General features: G+C 60.8%; 18 protein-coding genes. 12 read left to right on the top strand and 6 right to left on the bottom strand.

Features of this window, described 5'->3' with window-relative positions:
- Positions 1–533 precede the first annotated feature (533 nt).
- The gene (locus tag O0J73_RS15030) at positions 534–992 is read left to right on the top strand and encodes a hypothetical protein (RefSeq protein WP_229298441.1); all 459 of its coding nucleotides are present in this window, start codon (positions 534–536) and stop codon (positions 990–992) included.
- 120 nt (positions 993–1112) lie between these two features.
- Positions 1113–2231 carry an NADH:flavin oxidoreductase/NADH oxidase gene (locus tag O0J73_RS15025; RefSeq protein ID WP_049402762.1) on the top strand — a complete coding sequence of 373 codons (1119 nt, stop codon included), beginning with the start codon at positions 1113–1115 and terminating at the stop codon, positions 2229–2231.
- Positions 2232–2446: 215 nt separating this feature from the next.
- Here the strand turns inward: O0J73_RS15025 and O0J73_RS15020 are convergent, their stop codons facing one another.
- Complete coding sequence (locus O0J73_RS15020; RefSeq protein WP_043033501.1) at positions 2447–2800, bottom strand: hypothetical protein; 354 nt, start codon at positions 2798–2800, stop codon at positions 2447–2449.
- A 26-nt stretch (positions 2801–2826) separates the two neighbouring features.
- Here O0J73_RS15020 and O0J73_RS15015 point away from each other — a divergent pair, with 26 nt between their 5' ends.
- Positions 2827–3162, top strand: coding sequence for a hypothetical protein (locus tag O0J73_RS15015; RefSeq protein WP_308309046.1), 336 nt, complete (start codon positions 2827–2829; stop codon positions 3160–3162).
- A gap of 5 nt (positions 3163–3167) precedes the next feature.
- Positions 3168–3791 carry a TetR/AcrR family transcriptional regulator gene (locus O0J73_RS15010; RefSeq protein ID WP_308309047.1) on the top strand — a complete coding sequence of 208 codons (624 nt, stop codon included), beginning with the start codon at positions 3168–3170 and terminating at the stop codon, positions 3789–3791.
- Between the two features lie 589 nt (positions 3792–4380).
- On the opposite strand, the gene O0J73_RS15005 is transcribed toward O0J73_RS15010, so the two are convergent.
- The 3 genes from O0J73_RS15005 to O0J73_RS14995 all read right to left on the bottom strand — a co-directional run bounded on the left by O0J73_RS15005 (position 4381) and on the right by O0J73_RS14995 (position 7373).
- The gene (locus O0J73_RS15005) at positions 4381–5409 is read right to left on the bottom strand and encodes a hypothetical protein (RefSeq protein WP_049402763.1); all 1029 of its coding nucleotides are present in this window, start codon (positions 5407–5409) and stop codon (positions 4381–4383) included.
- A 234-nt stretch (positions 5410–5643) separates the two neighbouring features.
- A complete protein-coding gene (locus O0J73_RS15000; RefSeq protein WP_033836002.1) occupies positions 5644–6249 on the bottom strand; it encodes a hypothetical protein in 606 nt (201 codons plus the stop codon).
- A 149-nt stretch (positions 6250–6398) separates the two neighbouring features.
- The gene (locus O0J73_RS14995; protein WP_049402764.1) at positions 6399–7373 is read right to left on the bottom strand and encodes a DNA-binding protein; all 975 of its coding nucleotides are present in this window, start codon (positions 7371–7373) and stop codon (positions 6399–6401) included.
- A gap of 104 nt (positions 7374–7477) precedes the next feature.
- On the opposite strand from O0J73_RS14995, the gene O0J73_RS14990 reads away from it, so the two are divergent.
- The 3 genes from O0J73_RS14990 (at position 7478) to O0J73_RS14980 (ending at position 10618) form a co-directional block, all read left to right on the top strand.
- Entirely contained in the window at positions 7478–8554 is a 1077-nt protein-coding gene (locus O0J73_RS14990; protein ID WP_049453654.1) for a site-specific integrase, read from the top strand.
- 101 nt (positions 8555–8655) lie between these two features.
- A complete protein-coding gene (locus O0J73_RS14985; RefSeq protein ID WP_308309045.1) occupies positions 8656–9456 on the top strand; it encodes an AAA family ATPase in 801 nt (266 codons plus the stop codon).
- Positions 9398–10618, top strand: coding sequence for an AAA family ATPase (locus O0J73_RS14980; RefSeq protein ID WP_308309044.1), 1221 nt, complete (start codon positions 9398–9400; stop codon positions 10616–10618). The genes O0J73_RS14985 and O0J73_RS14980 overlap by 59 nt, the downstream gene beginning before the upstream one ends.
- A gap of 168 nt (positions 10619–10786) precedes the next feature.
- Here O0J73_RS14980 and O0J73_RS14975 read toward each other — a convergent pair whose 3' ends face one another.
- A complete protein-coding gene (locus tag O0J73_RS14975) occupies positions 10787–11488 on the bottom strand; it encodes an adenylate/guanylate cyclase domain-containing protein (protein WP_024956864.1) in 702 nt (233 codons plus the stop codon).
- 2 nt (positions 11489–11490) lie between these two features.
- Positions 11491–12411, bottom strand: a complete 921-nt coding sequence (locus tag O0J73_RS14970) for a TIR domain-containing protein (RefSeq protein ID WP_088428977.1) — start codon at positions 12409–12411, stop codon at positions 11491–11493.
- 133 nt (positions 12412–12544) lie between these two features.
- Between O0J73_RS14970 and O0J73_RS14965 the strand changes: the two genes are divergently transcribed.
- From O0J73_RS14965 to O0J73_RS14945, 5 genes are all read left to right on the top strand, one after another.
- Positions 12545–14077, top strand: coding sequence for an adenylate/guanylate cyclase domain-containing protein (locus O0J73_RS14965; protein WP_043033494.1), 1533 nt, complete (start codon positions 12545–12547; stop codon positions 14075–14077).
- 597 nt (positions 14078–14674) lie between these two features.
- Complete coding sequence (locus O0J73_RS14960; protein WP_128990601.1) at positions 14675–15421, top strand: Pycsar system effector family protein; 747 nt, start codon at positions 14675–14677, stop codon at positions 15419–15421.
- Between the two features lie 916 nt (positions 15422–16337).
- Positions 16338–16577 carry a hypothetical protein gene (locus O0J73_RS14955; RefSeq protein WP_126412177.1) on the top strand — a complete coding sequence of 80 codons (240 nt, stop codon included), beginning with the start codon at positions 16338–16340 and terminating at the stop codon, positions 16575–16577.
- A 720-nt stretch (positions 16578–17297) separates the two neighbouring features.
- Positions 17298–17621 carry a hypothetical protein gene (locus O0J73_RS14950; RefSeq protein ID WP_024956858.1) on the top strand — a complete coding sequence of 108 codons (324 nt, stop codon included), beginning with the start codon at positions 17298–17300 and terminating at the stop codon, positions 17619–17621.
- 375 nt (positions 17622–17996) lie between these two features.
- Positions 17997–18266, top strand: coding sequence for a hypothetical protein (locus O0J73_RS14945; protein WP_308309042.1), 270 nt, complete (start codon positions 17997–17999; stop codon positions 18264–18266).
- Positions 18267–18303 lie beyond the last annotated feature (37 nt).

Genomic DNA, 18303 nt, shown 5'->3' with positions numbered 1-18303 from the left:
GGCGTGTCACCGGTAGAGTTTGAAAGGCGCTACGCGCAGAGCGGCAACTGAGTGTCTACAGAACTCTGGCCGGTCCAGGAGTCGAAATCTTCCAGTTCAATAACGCCGAGCGTCCCGCGAACAACTTCGAGTACTGGAAGTCGGGCGTCTTCCACTTCTGTATTCAGGATCCGGACGTTGAAGGCCTGGCCGCTCGGATTGTGGCAGCTGGTGGAAAGCAGCGAATGCCGGTTCGAGAGTACTTCCCAGGGGAGAAGCCCTATCGGATGGTTTACATGGAGGATCCGCTGGGCAACATCCTGGAGATCTACAGCCACAGCTACGAGCTTACGTATTCAGCTGGCGCGTACGTCTAGCTCCACGCACACCCTCAGCCAGCTTTCGACTGCCAGGCAGTCCTCGCCAAACTGAGACACGACGGTACGGAGCAAGTGTCTCGGCTGTAGAAGTCAGAGGTCTGCAAGTTAGAAGCTGGCGAACGTAATTTTAACGATTCATCGGCGAGCCGCGCCGCTAGCCCTAAGGAGCATATGATGAAAATGAACGGCATTCGTTGGCCGGAAGGCTACCTTCCTGGTTACACCGAAAACTTTGTCTCGAATGAGCTGATCGTCCTCGGCCTTGCCGCAGCTGATGTTTGGCCGTTGCTTGAAGAGCCACGTCTGTGGCCGACCTACTACGGAAATTCAGCCAATGTGCGCTTCCACGATGGCGCCGGCCCTCTGTTGCGAAACGGGGATCGATTCTACTTTGAAACCTTTGGCTTCCCGTGGAGGCTCAATGCGTCGAGCATGAGGCTCCTACCTCCGAGGGTCCGGGCCGGATCGCTTGGCATGGCTGGGCCGGTGAGCCCGGGTCTGCCGATCGACTTGACGTTCATCATGCGTGGATTGTCGAAGACCTTGATGGTGGCCGAGTGCGGATCCTCACGCAGGAGACGCAGAAGGGACAGCCTGCAGAAGCCCTGCGTCTGGCCAAGCCGAATCCAATGATCAATGGTCACCAGGATTGGCTGGACGGCCTGGTGGAAGCAGCTCGAGCCGCCAAGTCAACGTCCTAAGCCGGAGTAAATCCCCGTGCTTGCTCCTCTTGCTCTCCCCAAAGCCCCGTTTATGTCTGCCCTGTTTAGCCCATTCGAGCTCAAAGGTGTCACTCTTAAGAATCGTATCGCGGTGCCGCCCATGTGCCAGTACAGTGCGGAGGACGGCCGTATCAACGATTGGCATCTCAGCCACTATGCCGCGCTTGCGCGCGGAGGCGCTGGGCTCGTGATTGTCGAGGCTACCGCCGTGTCTCCGGAAGGACGCATCACCCCGGGATGTGCTGGCCTGTGGGGTGATGAGCAAATTCCAGGAATGGCAGCCATCGCTTCTGCCATCAAGCAAGGCGGTGCCGTAGCTGGCATCCAGATCGGCCACGCAGGGCGCAAGGCTAGTGCAAATCGGCCATGGCAAGGCGATGACCACATCGCAGCCGATGATCCCGCAGGATGGGCGATCCTTGGTCCCTCGCCGATCGCCTTTGGCGGCTCGCTCGATAGAGTTCCCAACGAGATGACGGTTGAGGACATTCATCGCGTTCAAGCGGATTTCGTCGCTGCAGCCAAGCGTGCGCTTGCTGCAGGATTTGAATGGCTGGAGCTTCACTTCGCTCATGGCTATCTGGCGCAGAGCTTCTTCAGCCCCGACAGCAACAAGCGGGAGGATCGCTACGGTGGCAGTGCGGAGAACAGAGCACGCTTCCTGCTGGAGACATTGGCGGCCGTCCGTAAGGTTTGGCCCGAGCATCTGCCGCTGACCGCGCGCTTTGGAGTTGTGGAGTACAACTCGCGCGATGGCCAAGCACTGGTCGACTCCATTGAGATTGGCAAAGAAATGCGAGAGTTGGGGCTTGATCTGCTCAACGTGAGCATTGGCTTCAGTGCTCTTGGTGGCCGCGTCCCATGGGGTACACAGGCGTTCCTGGCACCCCTTGCTGAGCGATTTGCTAATGAAACTGGGCTTCCGGTGGCCACAGGTTGGTGCATCGATGATCCACAGACTGCCGAGCGCGTTGTAGCGGACTGTCAGGTTGACCTAGTGATGATCGGGCGGGCCCACCTATCCAATCCGCACTATCCGTACCAAATGGCCATTGCGCTTGGCCAGGAGCTCCCAGCCAGCGTGCTACCCACGCCTTACAGCTATTGGCTGAGCAGATACAAAGGCCCGGGCAAGGCGTCGGCTCAATAGGAGCGAGCCAGCCCCCTCCTCCATCGAGCAATAGGGGCAAATGATCTGGCTCCCATCGAGAATCCCTAACGCCATTGCAAGCTGCTACCCCGCCTCAACACAGGCGGGGACAGGCACCATTAAAGTTGCTCCGCCTTGTCCGCCAGGGGTCACCGAAGCGGCTGCGTGAGCGAGACGGGATGGGAGGTCTGACTAGGCGCCGAAGAAGACTCGAGCTAGCGAGAGGCACTTGGCCGACGCTGCCTTGCCGGCATGCTCAAGCGCGAGCGCTCCGCCGCCGACAAGATGACCATCAGCACAAAGGGGTTGGCTACCTGAATCATGACTACGGACGTCTCTGAGATTGCACCTTGCAGCAGGAGAATCATCGGAATAGTGAGTAGGGCATGGAACAACACTCCCGCACCAACCAAAAGGGCTAGTGCTCGATAGCTCATACGACCCGCGCCAAAGGATGTGTAGATCATCCAAGCGCAGAGGGGGATGAAGATGATGATCGCAGTTAGCGTTCCCGCGCCGTAGCCGACCCCGAGAATCAGCGGGATCACGTGGAAGACAACGTTGATCATGATGATGCTGTAGATCGCATAGCCCCTTGAGCCAGGGCAAGGCTGGAAAGATTGAAGGCGGCGATCGCCTGCCCTGGGTGAAGACGCGTGGTGAGGACAACTACGCGATCTCAGAGCAAATCGGCTGGCAGGTCCATGTCTATGGACCAGCCAGTACTGAACTAAAGGGCTGGTGCGACAGCCGCGGCATGGCTCTTCGCGAGTTTACCTGGCACGAAGAACATGGCCGCGCTGGACGTCAGCAGGACGCTGTCTACGTTCTGCGGCCTGACACTTGGGTGGGATTGGCACAGCCAACGCAGTCCCTAGACGAGCTGCAGCGCTATTGGGATTCCCGCATGGGCAAGAGATTGAGCACGTGAGCGAGATGCAACCTAAGTGGAGTCGTCGCAAGGAGGCGCGGCCGCCCGAGATTGTAGACGCTGCGGTAGATGTTTTCCTTGAGAACGGCTTTGCTGCCGCAAAGCTCTCTGATATCGCGAAGCGCGCACGAGTCGCGAAGGGCACGATCTACCTCTACTTTGAAACCAAGGAAGAGCTGTTTCGAGCCGCAGCGCGCCAGTTGATCTCCACAAATCTGGAAGGCCTTGAGACGGCACAGGCGACCTTCGACGGGTCGATTGAGGAGCTAATCCCGACGCTCCTCCAGCGAGCGGTCTCATCAGGTGGCGATGCCCGCTTGTCTGCAGCATTGCGAATGGTGCTATCGGAGAGCCGAATGTTTCCTGAGCTTGCGAGGATCTGGCATGACGAAGTTGCATCTCGCATGATCCGGCTGGTGGCAAGCGCTGTCGAGCGGGCGCAGGCCAAGGGGACCGTCCGCGCCGGCGACTCAAATCTCATGGCCTTTTCAATCATGGCTCCGATCGTAATGGGTGTGCTGTTCCACGAGCTGTTCGGGACCTCGAGTCCGCATGCACCTGCGCTGGACAAACTTGCGTCCCAGCATGCTTCAATGATCCTTCATGGCATCACTGTGGATGCGATGTAAGCCGCCCTCACGGAGTTGTTAAGGGTTAGGCCACATCTATCCCTCCATGATTGAGATCAGTTGTCCTAGCCCTGCGACTTCGAGGGTGATCGTCTGCCGGCCAGAAGCAGATTCAGCGCGGCACAATCCTAGCCAGCGCATGCGCCCAAGGCATTGCTACTTGAAGGATGGGCAGCCATTGGCAAGCCACCAGCAGGCTACCGTCCTTCGTCGCCCCATGCGCACCGTCACGCAGTTCGAGCAGGGCATCCGGCCCGGGTTAGTCGTCCATCCCGCTGCAGACGATCAGGTCGAAACGACCCGTCGGCCACTCCTGCAGTTTCTGGGCGCAGGCCGCCGGAAGCGATAGAACGTTGAGTGTCGGTCCGAGGGCTGGCGCACCTCGTAGCCGCTGCCTCGATATCCCCCCGAGAACCGCTGGCCGAACGCAAGCGTCAGCGCCTCCACGCTCAGCACCACGTTCCAGATCCTTCGTGGCCCCACTTGCCGCTTCGCTTCCTGCGTTACGACGGCCAGCGCAACGGCCCCGATGACCGCGGACTGGTACCGGAGTTCAGGCACCACTCGCCGAGCTCCCGCGCGCCTGCGATCAGACGAAGACCTCATCGAGCAGGTCCCGCAGCGCGCCGTTCAGCCTCGGGTCGCCCTGTCCCTGCAAGGACAGGTACAGCGACAACGGGTCCACGACGGTGCCCGCGCCACCCAGGCGGGTGGAGTACGCCCAATGCTGCACGTCTGCATAGCCCTCGCCGGCCACGGGAAACCATTCCGGCTCCGGATGCCGACGGAAGCAGTCTCGTCCGATCGCAGCGATCGGACGCGATGGCGCCGCCAGTTCGGTGAGAACGGACAGGCCGGTTTCTCCCGCAGCACGACAATGATCGGCCAGCAGCATGTCCAAGCCACTTTTGCCGATGCAAGTGGTGCGCAGCACCGGCGAGCGCAGCCGCGGCAGCGCGACCGCCCACAAGGAGCGGCGCGCTTTCAAGAACCGTAGCTTCGTCTCCCGCCCCTCGCGCTGGGCGCTGACGAGGTTAGCCGCCACCAGTTCACGGGCGACCCGCGAGGCAGTCATGCGTGAGTAGCCTGCCTCGCGCGCCAGGTCGAGCGGCACCCACGGGACGCTGCCAGGGATGCCGCGCTCCTCCAAGTCGGGCCGCAACAGGGCCGCGATCAGAACCGCTTGTGCCGGATGGCTCAACCGCTCCCCAGCGGATGTGAGCACCCTTGGAGACGAATCGCGCTCGCGTAAGCTCATCAGGAAGCTCGGAGCGAACAGTTGGCTACCAGGCACAACGAAATCCACCCGAGACTCGATGAGCTTGGAGCGAATGTAGGGCGAAACGCCGGAGAGCACGAGAATGACCCTCAAGCCGGCCTTTTCCGCCAATCGATGCACCTGCGCGATCAGCCGCAAAGGTGGCAACGGTTCCGTCTGCGCCGGGACGGTGGCCAGCAGCACCCTGTGGCCGAGCAGGTCAAGCTCGGCCAGGCCGAATAGGGTGGCGAGGAAGTGGGGTAAGCCGCGCGTCTTGGAGCTGGGCCAGGGCTCGAGCTCACCGACCATGTCGGGTAGTAGACCCTGAAGATAGCGGGCTGCGGCGTCGAGGTCGTTCATAGCAGCGAATGTAACGGAGGTTCTTTACCGTAACAAGGCGCGGTGACAGTGAAACTGCTCTGTTACAGTCCAGTGCACCAGGCCCCTGCTACATCGCCAGGCGAGTTCCCCCGTTCAGACGCCAGCTACTCCCTCCGACTCCGCACGATTTGCCGGATAGCCCTCGGCAGTGGATTACTAGAGAGAGGTTTGTGACTATTACCGCGTAGTTGTAACGAACAGCATTTGCATGGGCTATTCATTAGGCAGCACGATTGTGTCGTAGTTGAAGTCTCGAGGCCGCTGACCGGTTGCCTTGATTGCTTCTTCGACGGCTCTATCGAGCATGAGCAGGTACTTTTTAACGATCTCGCTCCCCCGCCCCTTTTTCATCTCTTCTTTTCTCAGAAAGAGTTCCTGGATCTCCTTAAGTGCACTCACAGCCGTTGCTGATTGCTGCAGCGCAATCGCCAAGGATCGGTTCGGCACGTCAACATAGTTGACTGAATCGAAAGCCTTATGAAGCTGGGTCAGATGCGCCAAGATCAGCCGGGGGCCGCCGAATCCTCCCTCGAACTGCGCCAGCATCAGTGTCGCTGGAAATCGCGCATAGGAAATCAGCTCTATGAGGGACTGTGTGACCTCCCGTCTCCTGACTCTGGCGTGCCAAAGGGGGATCAGTCCCGCGGCGATGATGGCTGCGATGCTGCCGATCGCTTGCACCCACGCCGGCCAGTCAAGCGCTAACGTGGCGGATTTGGGACTCGGCTTGCTCATGAGTGCCCAAGTCAAGACGGCTCCTGCGGCAAAGGTCATCACAGCGACCACCGCCCAATCTCTGTCAGTTCTTCCCTGCTTCATGGCGTTCCTCCTCCGGCGTGCTGGTTTCTACCGTTCGTACGGGGCCTGTCGCGCCGTGCTCTCGGGCGCGGTCGAGGATGAACTTTGGGGGGGGGCGTGTACGTCCTCCAAGTCTTTCGGGGAAAGAAGCCTTGATCGAATGGATGGCCTCAAGTCTTAGATTTCCTGCTATTGGGTTCTTGTGTCGGCTCGCCCACTCTTCTGGGCGCGGTGCGGCGTGGCTTGCTTTGCCTGCTTGGCGTTGCCGTGTTCGCTCTCCCTTGTCGGAGTGCCTCGGTAACTTGCCGAGTGGTTTCCTTCAGTGACGTCAGCTGCGCCTCCAAGCCATCAGCCCGCGCGTTCACGCCTTCCAGTCGGCGCAATGCCTGTTGCTCGCGGTTGGCAGCAGCAATGGCTTGTTGCTCGCTCTCTCGCAATGAGGTGGCCAAGGCCATGCGCTCCCGCCCCCACTCCTGCTCGGCTGACCGCAACGCCTGGCGATGCCGGTCAACCTCCGTATGGGCACGATCCTCCACTGCCCTGACGTGCGCCTGGAGCGCCCTCCTCTCTTCTTCGTGAGCGGCCGCGGCCTCGCCCAGACTGCGGCGTACGGCATCCAGTTCCTGCTCGAGTCGCTCCGCCCGTCCATAGGCTCCATCGCGTTGGCGCAGCAGGTCTTGTACTTGTGCCGTCATCTGGGAGACCTGTGCCGCCAACTGCTCCGCGGTGGTGGCGGCGGCCTGAGTCTGGACCTGAGCCTCCCTTTCGCGCTTCTGGCTGGCCTCAATCGCCAGCGTCAGGGCCACCCGGTCCTCCTCCAGCAGGCGCTCGCGTTCCTCCAGTGCGTGCCTGGTCGACTCCAGCTGGGTCTGAGCGAGCTCGCCGGCATCCTGCAGCGCGGCCTGCCACAAACGCTGGCTCAGGTGAGCTACCCGCTCTGGGATGCCTGGAACCGCCGCCTCAATGGCGCGCTGGCGCAGGCGAAAGCCTACGGTCTGCCACCAGGTCTCCAGCCAACGCGTGACGGTGTTGGGCGAGCCGGTGCCCAAGTGGGCTCGGATTCGCTCGACGGTGGGACGTTCGCCGGCGGCGATGATGTCGTCCGCTGCCTGGTGCACATCCAGTTCGCTGATGCCCTTGGCCATTGGGTGTCCTTCTGCGGAACGGTGAGAATTGGCAGGCCATGTCTGATAAGGCATATTTATCAGATGTAGCTCAACCTAATCATAGTGCACAATACATAGTACATATGAATAATATCACTGCTGCGTCAGGGGAACTCGTTTCGGGGCTGGTTCCGGAGCGGCTGGCCACTTCCGCCGCAGAAGCGGTGCGAGACATCCTGCAGGAGGCCGAAGCGCCTAACACCATTCGCAGCTACGCCGGCGCCCTGCGCTATTGGGCGGGCTGGTTCGAAGGGCGCTATGGCAGGCCCATCGCCCTACCCGTCCCCCCGGCGGCAGTGGTTCAGTTCATCGTGGATCACATGGGGCGCTCAGGCGATTTGGGGCTTCGTTGGGATCTGCCTGCAGACTTGGATAGTGCCTTGGTGCATGCGGGCCTGAAGAAGAAGCCTGGGCCGCTGGCGTTCTCCAGCCTGGTCCACCGGGTGGCGGTCTTGTCGGCGGCCCACAAGCAGGCCCGCCAAGACAACCCTTGCGAGGATCGCGCCGTGAGGACCCTACTGTCCAAGGGGCGCAGGGCTTCTCACAAACGAGGCGAGCGCCCGGCCAAGAAGACCGCGCTGTCAGCCGCAGATCTGCGCGCAATGGCGGCCACCTGCGACACCTCGCTCAAGGGGAAGCGCGATCGCGCCCTGCTCTACTTTGCCTTTGCTAGCGGCGGGCGCCGCCGCAGCGAAGTCGCCGAGGCGACGGTGAATCACCTCACCCGACTGCCCGAAGGCGGCTACACCTATCGCTTGGATCACGGAAAAACCTTGCAGTCCGGGCCAGTGGTTGGCAGCAGCCCCGACAAGCCCATCCTGGGAGAGGCAGCCACCGCACTGCAGGACTGGCTGGACGTGGCCGAGATTACCGACGGCCCCCTGTTCCGGCGCGTCTGGCCACGGTCATTGGGCGGCGCGCTCAGCGGCAAGGCGGTCGCCGCCATCGTTAAGGACCGGGCGCGGTTGGCCGGTCTGGACGGGGACTTTGCCGGCCACAGCCTGCGCTCGGGCTTTGTTACCGAAGGTGCGCGGCGTGGGGTGGCCCTGCCGGCGCTGATGGCGATGACCGATCACCGCTCCGTGGCCAGCGTGATCGGATATTTCCAGCAGGGCGGCGTCGGCAGCAACCCCGCCGCGCGCCTGATGGATGAGGACTGAGCCTCCGGCCCGAGCGGCCAGCAGTGCGCGTTGAATGTGCCCCGCTCGGGCCCTATCCTGCACAAGACGCGCACCATCCACGGCAGGAATCAGGGGGCAGCATGAAGCTAGTCAAGGCACGGATCCGAAACTTCCGTTCTGCAGAGGATTCCGGAACGTTCGATGTCGGAGAGCTGACCTGCTTGGTCGGTAAGAACGAGGCGGGCAAGACTGCAATTCTGACGGCGTTGTTTGGTACCCGTCCCATCGCCGACCAGTTTGCTTACGACACGGTGCGCGATTACCCCCGCCGCTTCCTCACGCGGTATGAGGAACGCCACGACGACGAACCCGCACCGGTTGCCACCCTGACCTGGGAGCTCAGCCACGAAGACCAAAAGGCGGTCGCCGACGTCCTGGGTGCCGGCGCGTTAAGTAGTACGACCGTTGACGTAACGACAGATTACAGTGGCCACAGCACTTGGAGCATTCACGTCGATCCCAACGTGGTGCGCGCGTTTCTGCTCGACCAGCACGGTGTGGCAGGCGAAGAGCGGGAGAAGTTTTCCAAGATATTGCTGGATCGACTCGTGGTCGAGATAGATGCGCACCCCGAGCCGTCTGACCAATTGCAGGCGGTCAAGCGGTCCATCAGCGGCTTCCGCAAGGGGAAACCAGTGCTGGCGGCCATCGATATCCTGCAGAAAAGGATGCCGGCGTTCTTCTATACCTCTCACTTTGATCGCATGTCCGGGGAGATATCGCTGGACAAGCTGTCTCGTGACACCCAAAGCGGCGCGACGATCTCCCCGGGTGACCAGATTTTCCTCGACTTCCTCGAGTACGCCGGGACGTCGGTCAGCGATGCAGTCCAGCACACGCCTGGAAGAGCTCAACGCACGTTGCCAAGCCGCCTCCAATGAAATTACCGATGAGATCTTCGAGTTTTGGAGTCAGAACGACGCGCTCAGTGTAGAGATAGCGCTTGCCCAAGGCCTCTCCGAGGATCCCGCCCCCTTCAATAGCGGGACTGTTGCCAAAATCCGCATTCGGAATGACAACCACAAGGTTTCGGTGCCCCTGGCTGAGCGCAGCGCCGGATTCGTCTGGTTCTTCTCCTTCCTGTCGCAGTTCAAGCAGATGCGAAAGAGGAACCCCGGTGCGATCATCCTTCTGGATGAGCCTGGATTGACGCTACATGGAAAGGCGCAAGCTGATCTGCTCCGCTACATCATTGAGCGTCTACTCCCCGACCACCAGGTCATCTACAGCACCCACTCGCCCTTTATGGTGCCGGCCGATCGTCTTGCGGACGTTCGCGTCGTCGAGGACGTTGTCACCTACGACCAGCGTCGCCGCCCCACCGTTAAGGGCACACAGGTCTCCGCGGACGTCCTGAGCGTCGATCAGGACACGCTGTTCCCCCTTCAGGCCCATCTCGGTTACGAGGTTACCCAAAGCCTGTTTGTGGGAGCGCATACCCTGTTGGTCGAAGGACCTTCGGATGTGCTCTATCTTCAGGCGGCATCGCACGCGCTCAAGCAACGCAAGCGCCAAGGCTTGGACAGCCGGTGGGTGATCTGCCCCACAGGCGGCATAGACAAAGTGCAATCGTTCGCCTCGCTCTTCTCTGGCAAGGGCATCCACATGGTCGCCTTGTGTGACTACGGCAATGGCGATAAAGGCAAGGTGCAGCGGCTGAGGGAGTCTCAGATCATGAAGACTTCCGGCGTCTTGGTAGCCACGGATTTCACCGGAAAGGCGGAGAGCGACATTGAGGACTTCTTCGCACCCGCCGTCTTCGCCGACATCCTCAACGGTGCCTACGGTCTGAAGGGAAAAGGGCAAATTTCCGCCCGGCAGTTCAGCCAAGACGGTGCCCTGACGCGCCAGGTCAAACAGGCCGAAGCACTGTTTAATGTCATGGGGGCTTCCGTTCCGCCCCTGGATCATTTCACTCCCGCCAACTGGCTCATCCAGAATCAGCACGTGCTGGCCGCGGAAACTACGGCCATCAATGAAACGCTGGAGCGCTTTGAGAAGGCCTTCGCTGAGATCAATGCGGCGCTAGGGGCCGGTGCGTAGATGAACCTCTGCCAGAGCTCCGCAATGGCAGCGGGTTCCTCTCCCGGCGCGCACTCATCGGAGGGCAGGACTCGGCTGCCTGACTCCCGCGCCATGAAATCGGCCTCTAACAGTGCGCCCTTTCCCTGCCATGCTGGCCCTGCGAATGCCGGGTCCGCAGAGGGCGCTTTAGACGCGCCAAGCCCAGTCTGATCCGTGAATGCGGCGACCACCCTGCCGGTTCCAGCGGAACGCCTCCCACATCAGAGTCGGCGGCGTTCCACCGTACTTCAACTCATCAGCCAACCGGATGAACACCTCATCGGTAATCCAGGTTGACGGGGCAAGGTCCAGGTCCGTGAGCTTGGCCGCATGATTGGCCGCGCGTCCAACCCAGACGATGTCGTTGCCGCCTCGAATACCCGTGCGAGCAGCTCGGATTGGGCTGCTGTCGATTCCGACGACATGCCTCACGGTACCTGTCCAGTCGGGGTACTGCTGTTTCAACGCTGGCATGACGATCATCTTGACCGCATAGTTGATTTTCAACCCGGCCTTAGCCGCCGGCGTGGCTTGCCGGTCACCCACCCAGATGCCCATGACACGATCTCCGTCGTAGGAGGTGATCTTGCCGCCCTCTTTCCTGATGATCGTCGCTGCACAGTGCAGGAACGCTTTGTAGATCTCTGCACTCAACTGCCAGGCTTCGGTGTCGACCATATTCGTTGAGCCGTTCAGGTCCGCGTACAAAACAGTGGCACGATCAAACTCCACTGCGTCATTGCCCAATCGCAGATCTTCTGGATCGGGTACAACTTGACCTCTCCGTGTAGACCATCGGGTTTGTGCTATCGCCTGCACGGCGGCCGTCATCTCTTCCAGCAGTGCCACCGTCAGTCCCTCGGCCCAGCTTCGAGAATGCGGGAGCGAATTTGTTCGCATGCCGGTGCAATCAAAGCCCGGGCGTCCGGGCCAGGGGTGTATCGGTAGGGGACGGTCGTGAGCCCCGTGAGATCACTGGGAAGCTTCAGCTTGTCTTCGCGCGGCTCCATCAAGAAGGCGCGCCGACGCCCCAGGAATCCAATGAACATACCCAGTTCAAAGACGACGTTGTCGCGCATGACAGGCCACTCGTCACCGCGGCTGATGACCATGTCATCCGCGTGGGCCACGGCAATGGCAAAGTCTGCCTGTTCCAGCTGGCGCTCGAGCTCGTCAAGTGTGTAGTTGGCGGCGCGGAACACCCCGTGGTCCCATACCACCGTCAGGAACGGGTCGTGCTCGAAGTGCTGTACCAGCAACCGCGTGACAGGGAGCGCCTCCACCGACGACATCACAAAGACCCGGACCTGTCCGCGAGGTTGGGTAATCATGTGATTGCGCTCTTTTAGACGGCGCGAAAGGGTCGCGGCCAGCCGCCGCCAGATGACGGGGTGTGAATCCGCAATCCTGCTGAAATCGATTTCCGGCACCTTTAGCACTACGGTCGGCTCGCGTGCAGTAACAGTTGCCGCCCGCAGTTGCGCCGGTTCGATGGCTGCCATTTCGCCGACGTGGTCCCCAGCCCTTCGGGTATTAACCACTTTGCCGTTGACCAGCACGTCCACGGAGCCGGAGACAATGAAGAAAACGTCGGTCTCTGGGGCGCCCTGAGTGATAAAGGCCTGCCCTGTCCCCACGTCGAGCAATTCCCCGGCCTGTGCCAGCTGGGCTGCGGCCGCGTCCAAGCCGGCCAGCAGGCGGAACTCAGCCAAGGCGGCGATCAGTCGCCTGCCATCATCCGCCGCGAGGCGCTCGACGATCCCAGTCCCCATACTGCCCCCTTGAAAGTGTGAACTGGGTCCCAATATACGCCCAAAGGAGCTGGAATGAATCCGGCTGCCAGCCACGCCGTAGGCGACGCGACCCGCCCGGCCTGGCCTCCTCTTGGGCGCAGGGAGTAGCACGATGGGACACAGCTGGAAAAAAGATCGCACCAAGAAGCGCATTGCCACCCGTTACGCCGAAGTCCGCGACGTGGACATCCGCGATTACAAGCGGGAAACCTCGCTGGTGGATATTCCAGTCAATCGCGCCTATCGCGTCCAAGGGGCGCATGTCTACATCGACATCGTCAATCTGGCGGACATGCTTAGCTGCACTGACATCGAAGGCGAAACCTGCCACAAGCGGGCCCTTCGATTCCTGAATCAGCACTACCGCGCCGTCCATCGCATCCTCGTTGAAAGTGATGCCATCCGTGTGGACTTTCACAACCAGCGGCTGCATGCGGTTGTGACCAAGCCGTACGGCGATGCCAACGAACGCGCCCGGATCGAGCGCGCGGTTGCGATCGCCCAGCTCGCCATCGATGTGCTGGCTGAAACGGGCGACTCGGACGCGCACATCCCCAATGCCCAGGTTCGTGTCGGCATTGACAGCGGGATGGCGTTGGCCGTCAACAATGGTCGTCGCGCCAGCCGAGAACCTCTTTTCTTAGGCTCCCCAGCCAATCAGGCGGCCAAGTGTGCCGGGCATGGAGGGGCTGAAGGCATCTACCTGACGCACGGCGCACGTGCCGTGCTTGAACTGCCTACCTTGACCGGCAACAAGGACCGCACCACTTCGCTGACCGATGCTCAGATTTCCGCATGCGTCGAGGCCGCTGCACTCGGCATTTCCAAGTCGCGCATCATCGAACTCTGGAAAGATGAACAGGCCGAGCTCCCTATCGGCGAATTCAAGTTCAGTCGACCGACGCCTCCGCTTTCTGATCTGGACTTCTCCCTGCTCAGCGCGGCGAACTCAAGGCGATTTGATGGCGTTTCGATCTATGCCGACATTGACGGATTCACCGACTTCGTGGACAAGCACTTAGAGGAGGATCCCGAACATCTGGTTCGAACACTGCACGTATTGCGCTCTGAGCTGGATGCGGTCGTACACGAGGATTTTGGAGGGCGTCGTGTCCGTTTTATTGGCGACTGCCTTCATGGGGTGCTGCTGGAGGGCACGTCACAGACGACAGATGCGCAGGACACGGTCAGCACCGCTGCCCAGTGCGCGGGTGCATTGCGCAGCAGTTTCTCCACTGCCCTAGAGCAACTGAGCGCCGAAGGCGCGGAAGTGGCAGAGCTGGGATTGGCCATTGGCTTCGAACTTGGCCCCCTTGCCATTTCCCGCCTGGGCATGAAGGGGAGCCTTCTGCGGTGTGCCACGGGGCGAGCGGTGTTGGAATCTGAAGCCCAACAACGACTCTGCGACGGTGTGGAGACGGCCATTGGTGAAAATGCCTACAAGGCCGCCAGCGCCGCGATACGGACCGTCTTTACCGACAAGCGAAAGGCGGCGAACCTAGACTATGCCGCAGCGGTGGAGGAACTCGCCGCATCCGGGGACCGCGTGGCGAAGGCAACACTGGAGGCACACTACGCTGAAGTGGCACCCGCAGTGGCTCCTGCGCTCGCGCAGCCGATCCGTCCTCATGTGGCCGCGACGTGACGCCAAGGCCTTTGGAGCTGCTGCAGCGCGTGGCACCGGACTACGGTGCCACGTTGATCGTAGACCCTGTCGGGGGGCTGGTTGGGATCACAGTGGTTCGGGCCGGCGGAGCCGAGTACGCATTTAGATTGCTCGTCTCCGTTGCAGGCGAGCACGTCTCAGTGCGCGAGATCGCCGACCCCGGCATGCTGCCGGGGTTCTGTCCCGATCGGCATATCAACGGTGACCGTAGCTTCTGCCTCGGCTGGGGAGAAGACAATCCGAGCCGGATCCAAGACGAAGCAGCAGCGAGGCATTGGTGGGCCACGGTCTACCAGTACCTGACCTACCAGATCGGCGCGAACGCCCGCCGGGTCTTTCCTGGAGCGGAGAACGGCCGCGCGCACGGTCGTGCTGCGCAGCATCAGGCCAATGCTGAGCAGGCAGCCGAACGACTGGGTCCGGCATTCAAGGCAGATGTGCTCGCGGGGCAGTTCATGGTCCGCAAGGATTCGCGCCCTCAGAAGCGGAGGCTCGAGCTCTGGCACGGCAAACTACTCCTTGCTCGGGTGTCGACGCGCACTGAAACCTTGGTCGGGAGACCCCCAGTCTGCCCATGTGGCCGCGATCCTGACGGTGCGATCACTGCATGTGGCGACCACGCTGCGGCCCTGGTCACTTTCATCTTGGAACAGCACCGATGTGCGCTGGCCGACACAGCTTTCCTTGAGGATTGTGCGGCTGCAGGAGCGCGCTGCTGCGGAACGCTGGACATCTGCGGTCTTCGATCTGCCATCAAACGAACACAAACCGTATCCCTCAAGACAGAGAACTCACCCCGTGCAAGAACCTCAAAATTCTGGCGGCCACCCGCCAAATCAAAGCGACCGCGTTAGTGCCGCTTGGCAGCAGCTGAATTTGGTCTTGGGCTTCTTCTCCCGTGTAGACACAAAACTCTCGGTCGGCCTGGGTATCAACCTGGGCATGCTTGCCATGATCGCGACGCGGCTGCCGAAACTTGATGAACTAACGGCCCTGATCTCGGTTGTGGGCGTTTTGTTCCTTACACCGCTTACTGTTAGCTTCTGGCACCTGTGGTACGGATATTTTCCGGAACTGCGAGGCGGGTCAAATTCGCTCATCTTCTTTGAACGGGTGTCGAGCATGGCCGAGCACGAGTTCTTGCAGAAGTGCGCGGAGCGTACGCTGATGGAGTTCGAGGAAGACCTCCTGGGTCAATGTTGGCGCAATTCCAAGATTCTCTCGTCAAAATTCAGCTGTTTGAAGTACGCGTACATTGCCACTGTTCTGGCAATCGCCCCATGGATGGCACTCATCGTTGTGCTGCCTCCGCCGGCAAAGTGACACACAAGTGGCTTCTGCTCATCCAGTTGTTGAGCCGGAGCCCCGGGCAGCGCTGACAGGGCCGGGCCTTCCGGCCCAAGTCGGCCCAAGGTGAGAAACGGTGCTGGCCATTGCCGGAGTTTGGCCATCGGCTATCACACGCACGTCGCAGTTAGCTCCCTTTCGGAAGGGGATGCCAGCCTAGACGTGCAGCAAACTCACGACGATAGACGGTGTCAATCTGGGGCGGGGCTCGCCGGACGTACTCTTCTGCGAGCGTCGCAGTTTGCCCTGAGAGGCTTGCGAGGTAGGCAACTGCTTCTTCCACTGATGGGACGCGTTGATTTTCCCCGTTGAACTTCGGTGGCAGCGCCGTCCATAGCACAGTGGTAATCCCGCGAGCAGCGGCCCAGTCAGCGAGCCCAGGAATACTCGCCGGTGCTGGACAGCCATGTGTCCAGACCCCCAAGTGTCGCTCCATGTTCTTTGAGGGAATGGCTTCCCGCTCACGCAAGGCTCGCTTGGCGTCGCCCTCGTCGTCGGTACCAGCCTCAACCCAGAAGGAGGTGACAGCAGACGCGGCCGCATGCATGACCAACGTAAGCCGTCCATTGCCGGATTGCCTTAAAAACTCTACGCAAACCGTTGGCCCGTCTGCCAGCCACTGTCCACGAACCGGTAGACCGTCGGGTTGCCATACCAGCGACCCCCAACCAAGATAGGCAATCATCTTGAGCCTCTACTCGACTGCGACAGCCGTGCCGCCCACCACAAGCGGCTCATTTCGTAATCGGTCGAGCCTTTAGTCTCTGCGCTCACCATCCTGGGTGCCTCCTCGTCTCAACAAGACTCTGTATTGATAGCGCTACCGCGCCATCTGCCGCGATGTTGCGCTGCAGGGTCCGACGCCGGGCGAGAAGAAGCGCGAAGACGGAGCATGCTGCTGATTGCGGACTACCCGCAAGAGCGGGTGACGCATGCCTGGGAGATAGTCGAACCCGCTGTCTTCAAGCTCAAGTACGAGGCGGGAGAGAACCTCATGCTGCAGGAGCAAGCGGCGTCGCGACGATGCAATCCGAACACCCCGGCACCCTGTGAAAGGAAGCACGAAATGGCTGAAGTACCAGAACAGCTCTTCGGCAATAAGCTGGATGGGACTATCCTGCCCCACCAGTAGCAGGCAATCGTGCAGTGCACGCCCCAAGGCAAAGCAGTCATGCCGTCTGCCCTGCTCATGGGCGACCCTCAACATCACCACTAGTGCCGCCAGGCTATCCAGAGTGCCCAGCCCGCACAAGCCCTCGGTGATCTCTCGTAACCGACGGTCTCGGCGGACAAACATGCCGGCTCGCAAGCTCGCTCCGCTGAACACTTCCAGTTGCACAGGTGCACTGAGCGACATGAGTATTGATTCTCCACAACCGCCAAGTGCCTCGTGGACATTCAGAGCGGCCCAGACCGGTGAACATAGAACCATGCGGGAGCCGGGATAGCGCGCCTCGGCTGCTGCCTGCGTCGCCTGGGACGGGACGTGTTCCGCATGGGCATATTTCACCCACACATTGGAGTGGCAGCCGGGACGCTCCGGGGATATCGACTGTCCGAGCGCGTATGCGCTGGATAGGCCCATTCGGCTTCGCAAGCATTCAAACCACAATCCGACACTGAGTGATCGCAGGCAGTACGGCACGGCTCGGTTGGCGGGAAGTATGCTCGTGCTTGCACGCATGCGGGCAAGTCGCGCCTCGCCGTAAAAGGGTATCTCTTTGAGCGCCATGGCCGTGCCCCTCCCCATTCACCTTTGATGGGTAACGAAACGCGAGTTTGTTACTCCTTCCACCATCCGTATTAGAGGGGCAGAATCAGGAGGACACAAGCGACGGGGTGTGACCACGCCATGACGGAGCGGACCAACGAATCAATCCTGGCCCCGGAACGCCGTGAGATCGAAAGAGAATTGACCTTTCATTTCGGGCCTCTCATCGGCTATGAAAACTTGCCGCGAGCTCTTGGCTATCGCTCCAGCCACGCGCTCCGCCAAGCAGAGGCACGCGGAACCTTGCCCGTGAAGATATTCAAAGTGCCCGGCCGCCGCGGCAAATTTGCCTTTGCGATGGACATCGCCGACTGGATGGTTGGGCTGAGGGCCGCGATCAGTCCGCCGGCAGTATCTGGCACCCCGCAAGATGAAGCGGCTGCTCTGAAGCCCAACCAGGAATGACGCCCCACAACCCAAACTCAAGGGGCCGGGCTTGTAGCGTTTCAAGAACAGACTCAAGACGTCCCCGAAGATGCGCTCGCCGAGCGCCGAGGAGAGTACCAAGAGCCGGAAACTAACATCTCCGAACCCTGGAAATGACTTGCCCCCGTTGGCGCGGGGGCAAGTGACATCTGTTGGAGCAGATGGTGGTGAAACTCAGCCTGTACCCTGAGGCTCACCCTTTTCCTTGACAAAGTCAAGCGACTTCCCGTTCGCGCGGAGGGGTGCGCCCATTTCCTCCCCATCTCATATGGCGGAGGCGAACCTGAATGGGCACCTTGTTCCAATCTCGAGACCGGGCAGACGTTCGCAAGCCGACGGCTGAGGAGCAGGATGATGACCGCAGGAAAAAGCGCGACCGCCAAACCGACGGACGAAGACCGCCGTGAGGGGCATCTGCCCCATTCCCCTCTCGAGCTAGCACGCGGCAAGCGCGACCGCCGCGAAATCTTTGTATTTCAGTCCCCGAAGAATGGGCGGACCGTAACGGTGGCCGACCTGGTCAACTTTTGCCAGGCGCTGATGCTCGAATTTGACCCCCAGGTGGAGATGTATGTTGAGAGGCCGTGGACCGGCCAGCCTTTCGTAGACATCCGGTTGCCATAATTGATGGCAATGACCGAGGTGTTTATGGGCAACAGCA

It is taken from the genome of Stenotrophomonas sp. Sm6012, assembly GCF_030985895.1.
GTDB lineage: Bacteria > Pseudomonadota > Gammaproteobacteria > Xanthomonadales > Xanthomonadaceae > Stenotrophomonas > Stenotrophomonas forensis.
Note: the sequence above shows the minus strand (reverse complement) of the source record. Positions and strands in the feature narration are given on the sequence as shown.